This window comes from Sphingobium sp. (assembly GCF_032153725.1).
Classification (GTDB): domain Bacteria; phylum Pseudomonadota; class Alphaproteobacteria; order Sphingomonadales; family Sphingomonadaceae; genus Sphingobium.
Genome location: NZ_JALDYQ010000116.1, coordinates 1 through 9356, shown reverse-complemented (window position 1 = coordinate 9356; position 9356 = coordinate 1). Strand labels below are relative to the sequence as shown.

The 9356-nt window shown below is 61.5% G+C and carries 9 protein-coding genes; 7 read left to right on the top strand and 2 right to left on the bottom strand.

The window, feature by feature from the left end; translation table 11 throughout:
* Positions 1 to 163: 163 nt before the first annotated feature.
* The 4 genes from RUH75_RS22545 to RUH75_RS22530 all read left to right on the top strand — a co-directional run bounded on the left by RUH75_RS22545 (position 164) and on the right by RUH75_RS22530 (position 5041).
* Positions 164 to 2404 (top strand): S9 family peptidase, encoded by a 2241-nt coding sequence (locus tag RUH75_RS22545; protein WP_313809444.1) that lies wholly within the window; start codon positions 164 to 166, stop codon positions 2402 to 2404.
* Between the two features lie 152 nt (positions 2405 to 2556).
* Positions 2557 to 3582 carry an aspartate-semialdehyde dehydrogenase gene (locus RUH75_RS22540; protein WP_313809443.1) on the top strand — a complete coding sequence of 342 codons (1026 nt, stop codon included), beginning with the start codon at positions 2557 to 2559 and terminating at the stop codon, positions 3580 to 3582.
* Between the two features lie 8 nt (positions 3583 to 3590).
* The gene (locus RUH75_RS22535; RefSeq protein ID WP_313809442.1) at positions 3591 to 4262 is read left to right on the top strand and encodes a DUF2238 domain-containing protein; all 672 of its coding nucleotides are present in this window, start codon (positions 3591 to 3593) and stop codon (positions 4260 to 4262) included.
* 17 nt (positions 4263 to 4279) lie between these two features.
* Positions 4280 to 5041, top strand: a complete 762-nt coding sequence (locus RUH75_RS22530; RefSeq protein ID WP_313809441.1) for an alpha/beta hydrolase — start codon at positions 4280 to 4282, stop codon at positions 5039 to 5041.
* 109 nt (positions 5042 to 5150) lie between these two features.
* Here RUH75_RS22530 and RUH75_RS22525 read toward each other — a convergent pair whose 3' ends face one another.
* On the bottom strand, positions 5151 to 6605 hold the full coding sequence (locus RUH75_RS22525; RefSeq protein WP_313809440.1) for an AMP nucleosidase: 1455 nt from the start codon (positions 6603 to 6605) through the stop codon (positions 5151 to 5153).
* Between the two features lie 73 nt (positions 6606 to 6678).
* On the bottom strand, positions 6679 to 7161 hold the full coding sequence (locus RUH75_RS22520) for a peroxiredoxin (RefSeq protein ID WP_313809439.1): 483 nt from the start codon (positions 7159 to 7161) through the stop codon (positions 6679 to 6681).
* Between the two features lie 147 nt (positions 7162 to 7308).
* Here RUH75_RS22520 and RUH75_RS22515 point away from each other — a divergent pair, with 147 nt between their 5' ends.
* The 3 genes from RUH75_RS22515 to RUH75_RS22505 all read left to right on the top strand — a co-directional run.
* Positions 7309 to 7869, top strand: a complete 561-nt coding sequence (locus RUH75_RS22515; protein ID WP_313809438.1) for a YqgE/AlgH family protein — start codon at positions 7309 to 7311, stop codon at positions 7867 to 7869.
* A gap of 175 nt (positions 7870 to 8044) precedes the next feature.
* Positions 8045 to 8596, top strand: coding sequence for a hypothetical protein (locus tag RUH75_RS22510; RefSeq protein ID WP_313809437.1), 552 nt, complete (start codon positions 8045 to 8047; stop codon positions 8594 to 8596).
* Between the two features lie 122 nt (positions 8597 to 8718).
* Positions 8719 to 9356 (top strand): adenosylhomocysteinase (locus tag RUH75_RS22505; protein ID WP_313809436.1); only part of this gene is annotated, 638 nt, incomplete at its 3' end.

The window sequence follows — 9356 nt, the reverse complement described above, 5'->3', positions numbered from 1 at the left end:
CTTCACACGGGTGGGGTCACAGGTTCAATCCCTGTCGCGCCCACCATGATCCGACGATCATGGTGAGGAAATATTATTTCCCAACATTGATCTTTTCATCCACCTCGCGCTAGCTTCTCCAGCATGTGCTGCGGCCTTGCCGTGGCCCGAGCAAGGGATGAACATGTCGCCATATCTGAAAAGCGGCGCGGCGGTCGGCGCGTTATTGCTTTCCATTCTTTCCGCTCAGGCGCAGCAAAGGCCGACGCCAAAAGAGCTGACACTTGAGCGGGTGTTCGCCAATCCTGACCTGTCCGGGCCGCAGCCGCGGGCGTTGAAGTTGTCGCCCGATGGCAGGCTGGTGACGCTGCTGAAGCCACGCATGGATGAGAAGGAGCGGCTGGACCTCTGGGCGGTCGATACGTCGACGGGCGCGGAGCGGATGCTGGTCGATTCGAAGAAGACCGGCAGCGGCGCGGAACTTTCCGAAGCGGAGAAGATGCAGCGGGAGCGGGATCGTTCCGTCGCTGGCAGCACCGGCATTGTGAGCTATGACTGGGCACCGGACGGGAAGTCCATTCTCGTGCCGGTCGATGGCGATCTCTATCTGGCCGCGCTGGACGGGAAGGTCACGCGACTCACCAATACGCCCGATGGCGAATTGAATGGCGTGGTCAGCCCCAGGGGCGGTTTCGTCTCCTTCGTGCGCGGTGGTAATTTCTTCGTCCAGCCGATGGGCGGAGCGGAGAAACAATTGACGCATGGCGCCAGCGACACGGTGAACTGGGGCGTTGCCGAGTTCGTCGCACAGGAGGAAATGGACCGGCGGACCGGCTATTGGTGGTCGCCCGACGACAAAATGATTGCGATTGCCCGCGTCGATGAAAGTCCGGTCGGCATCGTCACCCGCACCGCGATCGGCGGGGAGGGCACCAAGGTCTATGAGCAGCGCTATCCCGCCGCCGGAACGCCCAATGCTTTGGTCGATCTCTATGTGATGAAGCCGGAGGGCGGCGCGCAGGTGAAGGTCGATCTGGGGCCGGAGAAGGATATTTATCTCGCCCGCGTCGACTGGTCGGCGGATGGCAGGACGCTTTATGTCCAGCGCGAGAGCCGGGACCAGAAGACGCTCGATCTGCTTGCCGTCGATCCGGCTACGGGCAGGGCCCGGATGATCCTGACCGAAAAGGCGAGAAGCTGGATCAATCTCAGCAATAATTTCACGCCCTTGAAGGACGGCAGCTTTCTCTGGTGGTCGGAAAAGACCGGCCATGGGCATCTCTACCATGTGCGGGCAGGCAAGTGGACGGCGCTTACCAGCGGCGATTGGGAAGTGCGCGATGTGGTGGGCGTGGATGAGGGCAAGGGCCTCGTCTACTTCACCGGCAATCGCGGGACGCCGCTGGAACAGCAGCTTTATGTGGCATCGTTCGCCAAGGCGGGGCCGCTCGGGCAGTTGACCTCCACCGGCTGGTGGAACGATGCGGTGATGGACAAAACCGCGAGCCGCATCGTCGTGGCGCGCAGCAATACGGATCAGCCCAAGCAGGTCTATCTGGCCGACAGCGCGGGCAAGCATCTGAGCTGGTTGTCGGAAAATGCGATCAGGGGCGATCATCCCTACGCGCCCTATCTGGCCAGCCATGCGAAGACGAAGTTCGGGACGATCAGGGCCGCCGACGGCTCCACGCTTTACACCCGGATCATGACGCCGCCGCTGGAGGCGGGGAAACGCTATCCTGTCTTCATGCTGCATTATGGCGGTCCGGGCGCGGGGCGGCAGGTCACCAATTCGTGGAGTTCCCCCATCTACCAATATCTGGTGGATCGGGGCTGGATCGTCTTCGTGGTCGACAATCGCGGCACGCCCGATCGCGGCAAGGCTTTTGAGGACCAGATCTACCACGCCATGGGCACGGTCGAGGTCGAGGACCAGTTGAAGGGCGTCGAGTGGCTGAAGACGCAGCCCTATGTCGATTCCAGGCGGATCGTGACCTATGGCTGGTCCTATGGCGGCTATATGTCGTTGAAGCTGCTGGAGAAGGCGCCCGGCGTGTTTTCGGCGGCGGTTGCGGGTGCGCCGGTGACGAAGTGGGAATATTACGACACCCATTATACGGAGCGCTATCTTGGCCAGCCGCAGGAAAAGCCGAGCGCCTATCCCGCCTCCGGCGCAGTGGATGAGGCGGTGAAGATCAAGGACCCGCTCTTGCTGATCCACGGCATGTCGGACGACAATGTGGTGTTCGACAATTCGACGGCAGTGATCGTGAAGATGCAGGGCGCTGCCGTGCCGTTTGAGATGATGGTCTATCCGGGACAGACCCATCGTGTCGGCGGACCGGGCATCAGCGTGCATTTGTGGCGCACGATCGAGGATTTTCTTGAGCGTCATGGGACGAGGCCGGAAACGCCCGCGAAATAAGGCTCAAGGGTGTTGTCGCCGCGCGAAAGCCGCGGCAACGTCAAGAGCCGAAAGCGGCGCTTTGACGCCATAAACCGCTTGTCGCTGGACAAATGGCGCAATACCGCTATGGCGCCCCCTCCGCAATTTTGCATGGAGTGGAGTGTTAAGTCATGGGCTACAAGGTCGTCGTCGTTGGTGCCACCGGTAATGTGGGCCGCGAGATGCTGACCATTCTCGCCGAGCGCGAGTTCCCTATTGACGAGATCGCGGCGGTTGCCTCGCCCCGGTCGCAGGGCACCGAAATTGATTTCGGTGACACCGGCAAGACGCTCAAATGCAAGAATATCGAGCATTTCGACTTCACCGGCTGGGACATCGCCCTGTTCGCCGCAGGCTCCGGCCCGACGGCGGAATATGCGCCCAAGGCGGCGGCGGCTGGCTGCGTCGTGATCGACAACAGCTCGCTCTACCGCATGGACCCGGACGTGCCGCTGATCGTGCCCGAGGTGAACCCGGACGCCATCGACGGCTATGTGAAGAAGAACATCATCGCGAATCCGAACTGCTCGACCGCGCAGATGGTCGTCGCCTTGAAGCCGCTGCATGACGCCGCGACGATCAAGCGCGTCGTCGTCGCCACCTACCAGTCGGTGTCGGGCGCGGGCAAGCAGGGCATGGACGAACTGTTCGAACAGTCGCGCAACATCTTTGTCGGCGATCCGGCGGAACCGAAGAAGTTCACCAAGCAGATCGCCTTCAACGTGATCCCGCATATCGATGTTTTCCTGGACGATGGTTCGACCAAGGAAGAATGGAAGATGGTTGCGGAAACCAAGAAGATCCTCGATCCCAAGGTGAAGGTCACGGCGACCTGCGTGCGCGTGCCGGTGTTTGTCGGCCACTCCGAGGCGCTGAATATCGAGTTCGAGAAGGAAATTTCGGCCAAGGAAGCGCAGGACATCCTGCGTGAAGCGCCCGGCGTGATGCTGGTCGACAAGCGCGAGGACGGCGGTTACGTCACCCCCGTCGAATGCGTGGGCGACTATGCGACCTTCATCAGCCGCGTGCGTGAGGATTCGACCATCGACAATGGCCTGAACCTCTGGTGCGTCAGCGACAACCTCCGCAAGGGCGCGGCGCTGAACGCCGTGCAGATCGCGGAGCTGCTGGGCCGCCGTCATCTGAAGAAGGGCTGAAGCCCCCTATGATCTCTGGTGCTGTGGCTGTCTGGAAAGCCGTTCCAGTCGCGCAGCGCCGGATGATCCTGCTACTGATCGCGGCCATCATCGCCACCAATATCGATCAGCCCTATCCTGAACTTGCGCCGCTCCAGCATGGGCCAACGGTTCTGCTGGCCCTTGCCGCGCCTTGGCTGCTCCGCCGTTGGCCTCTGTCGAGCGGATCGGTGGGATGCATCCTCCTCTTTCTGCTGCTGCATACGTTGGGTGGGCGCTATATTTATTCCTATGTGCCCTATGACGCCTGGGCGCGGATGGTCAGCGGCCATGATATTTCCGGCACTTTCGGCTTTGCACGCAATGGTTATGACCGGCTGGTGCACTTTGCCTTCGGTGCCTTGCTGACGGCGCCCTTTGCCGAAGCAGCGCGGCGCCATGGCATCATGCGGACGGGCTGGAGCCTCGCCTTTGCCTTTACCGCGATCGGCTTCGTCGGCGCGCTCTACGAGATTTTCGAATGGTTGTTGAGCGTCTTCGCGGCAGGCCAGACCGCCGACTGGTATAATGGTCAGCAGGGCGACATGTGGGACCCGCAGAAGGATATGGCAGCCGCGCAGATCGGCAGCATGATCACATTGATCTGGCTTTGCGCTACTCGACAAGGGACCCCAGAGGCCATATCGGCGGACGGGAATTAGCCTGAGGAGTAGCGCTCGTGTCCGACCTGTCGATCGAAAAGCTGGAGATCAAGGGGTTGGGCGGGCTGCCGATCGCGGTGCATGTGGCGGGTGAAGGCCGCGATCTGGTTCTGATCCATGGCTATTTCTCCAACGCCTTCACCAACTGGATACGCTATGGCCATGCCGCCAGGCTGGTGGAGGCGGGTTTCCGCCTGATCATGCCGGACCTGCGCGGCCATGGCGAAAGCGGCAAACCGCATGATGTCGCTGCCTATCCACCCGACGCATTGACTGAGGACGGGTTGGCGCTGGTCGAGCAACTGGGCCTGACCGACTATGATCTGGGCGGCTATTCGCTGGGCGCGCGGACGACGGTGCGGATGCTGGCGCGGGGGGCTGCGCCGCGAAAGGTGATCCTCGCGGGAATGGGGCTGCGTGGTCTGGTCCAGACGCTCGACAATGGCGGCTATTACAGGAATGTCCTCACCAATCTAGGCACCTTCGAGCGCGGCACGTCGGAGTGGATGACCGAAGCCTTCCTCAAGACCACCAAGGGCGATCCCGTGGCGATGCTGCACATCCTCAACACCTTCGTCGATACGCCGAAGGAGGCTATTGCCGGGTTCACCCAGCCCGTTGAGGTGATCTGCGGGGCTGATGACCGGGATAATGGGGTGGCGCGGGAACTGGCCGATGTGCTGCCTCACGGGCATTATGTCGAAATTCCGGGCAACCATATGAATGCGGTGACCCGGAAGGAATTGGGGCAGGCGATGGTGGATTTTCTGACGGTTTGATCCTTGAACAACGTGTTCCTGCGAAGGCAGGAATCCAGTTCAAACGGCGGGACTGGGTTGTCGCGAGCCGCTTGTCTCGCTCCAATGCCTTCGCAGGAGCACGTAGCGTTTACCGGAAAGGCGGCTCGTTGAAGGCGCGCAGTTTGCGGCTGTGTAGTTTCGGCCCCTCCTGCCGCAGCAGTTCGCAGGTCATCAGGCCGACGCGCAGATGGCCTGCAATGGCCTCCTCGTAGAAGCGGTTGGCCTGTCCCGGCAGCTTTAATTCCCCATGGATCGGCTTGTCCGACACGCAGAGCAGCGTCCCATAGGGCACACGGAAGCGATAGCCCTGCGCCGCGATGGTGGCCGACTCCATATCGATGCCGACCGCGCGGGACAGGCTGAAACGCAGTGCTGAACTGGAATAACGCAGTTCCCAATTGCGATCGTCGGTCGTGACGACCGTGCCGGTACGCAACCGCCGCTTGAAATCCTCCTGGTTGCCGCCACCCAGCACCGCCTCAGCCGCCTTGGCGAGCGCGACCTGAACTTCTGCGATGGCCGGGACCGGGATTTCCGGCGGCAGCATCTCGTCCAGCACATGATCGTCGCGCAGATAGGCATGGGCCAGCACATAGTCGCCAATCCTCTGGCTGGGACGCAGGCCGCCGCAATGGCCGATCATAAGCCACGCCTCTGGCCTCACGACCGCCAGATGATCGCAGATCGTCTTGGCGTTGGACGGACCGACGCCGATATTGACCAGCGTGATGCCGCTGCGATCCGGCGCGATCAAATGATAGGCGGGCATCTGGTGCTTGCGCCAGGCGCTGTCCGCGATCATCCGGGCGGGGTCGGCAGTCTCGGGCGTCACATAGACGCCGCCGGCTCCGGACAGCGCGGTATAATGGCTGCCCTCCCGCTGTAGTTCGGCACAGGCCCAGGCCACGAACTCATCGACATAACGGTGATAATTGGTGAACAGGATATAACGTTGCACATGTTCCACCGGGGTGCCGGTATAATGCTTCAGCCGGGCGAGCGAGAAATCGGTTCGCAACCCGTCGAACAAGGCGAGTGGCCTTTCCCCCTCCGCATCAGGCATGAACAAGCCGTCTGCGATCTCATCCCCGATCTCAGCCAGCTCGGTTGCCGGGAAATAGCGGGCAAGCTCGGTCGGCGGCGTGCCGTCCAGAGCGCTGATATCCAGACCGTCCAGCACATAGGGAAAGGGAATCTGCTGGTCGCTGAGCGCCGTTTCGACTTCGACGCCATAGTCGCGGACCAGCAGATCGATCTGTTCGGCCAGATATTTCGCGAACATCGCTGGTCGGGTCACCGTGGTCACATATTGGCCCGGCTTCGACAGGCGCGCGAAGGAGCGCCCGGGTGGCGGCGCGTCGGTTTCCGCGTGATGGGTGATCCGCAATTCGGGATAGCAGAAGCGGCGGTCGCTGGCTGCCTCGGCCGCCGGCACGCTGCCGTCGCGGGCGTATGCGCGCATCGCTTCGCGGAGATTTTCGATGGAATTCCGATAGATTTCGTCGAGTTGCGCGACGATCGCGCTGCCGATGCTTCTTGTCATCGCCATGTCGTAACGCACTTATATGACGGAAGAAAGATGCGCGCCCGAAACAGCAGGCGCGCATCCCTTTGCCTCAGATCTGCTCCAGCAGATATTCCGCGGAGGAAACCTTGTAATCGCCAGGGGCTTCAACATTCAATTCAGTGACGACGCCGTCCTTGATGACCATTGAGAAACGCTGCCCGCGCGTGCCCATGCCGAACTTGCTGCCGTCCATGGTAAGGCCGACGGCTTGCGCGAAATCGGCATTGCCGTCGGCCAGCATCGTCACCTTGCCCTCCGCGCCGGCGGACTTGCCCCAGGCGCCCATGACGAAGGCGTCATTGACGGCAGTGCAGGCGATTTCATCCACGCCCTTGCCCTTGATGTCTTCGGCCTTTTCGACAAAGCCCGGCAGATGGCGTGCCGAACAGGTCGGGGTGAAGGCGCCGGGCACGGAGAAGACCGCCACCGTGCGGCCAGCGAAAAAATCGTCCGAAACGACCTGTTCCGGTCCATTTTCAGTCATCTTGACGAAAGTGGTGCTGGGGATGCGGTCACCCTTGGAAATAGTCATATTCTGTCTCCTGGCCTTTACTTGACGCGGGGCAGGTTGGATTTGAAGCGGCGGCTGTCAAGAGGTCCCGGCAGAAAGTGGCGCGCCGCCTTGCCTGAGCGACGGCCCGCCATTGGCAAAGGCGTTAAGGCGCGTATAGTCATTCCCATGACCAAAGCACGTTCCTATGCTGGCCAGTTCCTTCTCGCCCTGCCGGGTATGGAGGACATGCGTTTCGATCATTCCGTCATAGTCATGTGTGTGCATGACGAGAATGGAGCACTTGGCATTGCCGTCAGCGACGAGATTGACGGCGTCAGCCTGCACGATCTGCTGGAGAGCTTCGATATCGAACCGGGCAATGTACCCGACGTTCCGGTTTTGCGTGGCGGCCCGGTGGAACCGAGGCGGGGCTTTGTGCTGCATTCGCTCGACTGGACAGGACACGACATGGTCGAGGTAGGGGAAGGCTGGGGCCTGTCCGGCTCGCTCGAAATCCTGAAAGCCATTGCGGAGGGCAATGGGCCGAGTCGTTATTTGGTGGCGCTGGGCTATGCGGGCTGGGGCGCGGGTCAGCTGGATCAGGAAATGATCGGGGAGAGCTGGTTTCCCGCGAACTGCACGGCCGAGCTGTTGTTCCAGATTCCGGCGGAGAGGAAATGGTCGGCCGCCTATGCCGCCGCCGGAGTCGATGCCTCCCATCTGGTGAGCGGCGCCGGATCGGCTTGATCCCCGCTCCGTTTGTTACGCCTGCCGCCAGCGAAAGAAATGGCCCGGTCCGCAGCTTGTTTCCGCTGCGTAACTGAACCGATTACGGTAAAATATCGCTAACCTTTGCCGTTGAGATTCCGGCAATCGGGCGAGCGCACCCTGATCCTCGGGCAATTGGACGGGGGTTCAAACCATGAGGAAGATAGTGACTGCGGTGATTGCCGCAGCGATGCCGCTCGCGCCGGCGACGGCCGCAACCTGCTGGAAGCAGACGGCGGTGGAGGCAGCGCAAATCCGTGATTTCGAGATGATGTTGATGGTGTCGGCCCTGCGATGCCGGGCGACGGGGAACAATTTCCTCCCCAGTTATAATCGTTTCATTCGGGAAAAGCGGGAGACGCTGACACAGGTGAATGACGAACTGCGCGAGCATTTCCGGTCAGTGGCGGGGCCGGTCGGAGCGCTGGGGGCCTATGACGACTATGTCACCGGCCTGGCCAATAGCTATGGGGCAGGGGCGGACGGGCTTGCCTGCCGCGATCTTCAATCGATAACGGACGCCGCCAATGCCCTTCCGCCGCGCCGGTCGGCGCTGCTGGAACTTGCCGATGCCGCAGGGATCAGTCCCCCCCTGTCCGGCGCGCGCTGCGACGTGGTGGTTGCCGTGGCCGGAAAAGCGCCGAAATCCGACAGCTTGCCAGATAATGAGCCGATGAAGGTCGCATCACGGGAGTCTGCGGAATAAGATATAAAGAAAACTTTATATTGAGTTGCCATGACCGGCGGCGATTGGTAAAGCCCAGCCCATCGCCGCCGTTCGCCTGTTCGAGCGGTCGCCTCAATCTTTAACGATATGGAGATACGCTCGTGGCCACCGCACCCGCCACCCAGGCGCAGGATTATGTGATCCGCGACATCAGCCTTGCCGCTTTCGGCCGCAAGGAAATCGAGATCGCCGAAACCGAAATGCCCGGCCTGATGGCCCTGCGCGCCGAATTTGGCGCTGCCAAGCCGCTGAAAGGCGCGCGCATCACCGGATCGCTGCACATGACGATCCAGACCGCCGTGCTGATCGAGACTCTGGCCGACCTCGGCGCCGAAATCCGCTGGGCTTCGTGCAACATCTTTTCGACGCAGGACCATGCCGCCGCCGCCATTGCCGAGCGCGGCATTCCCGTCTTCGCCGTCAAGGGCGAGACGCTGGAGGAATATTGGGATTATGTCATCCGCATCTTCGACTGGGGTGACACGACCTGCAACATGATCCTGGACGACGGCGGCGACGCCACCATGTTCGCGCTGTGGGGCGCCCGCGTCGAGGCCGGGGAAGATTTGTTCACCCCCGGCAATGAGGAAGAGGAAATCTTCGTCGCCACGCTGAAGCGCTTCCTGATCGAGCGTCCGGGCTATCTGACCCAGACTGTCGCCGCCATCAAGGGCGTGTCGGAAGAGACGACCACCGGCGTCCATCGCCTTTACGAACTGGCGAAGAAGGGCAAGCTGCC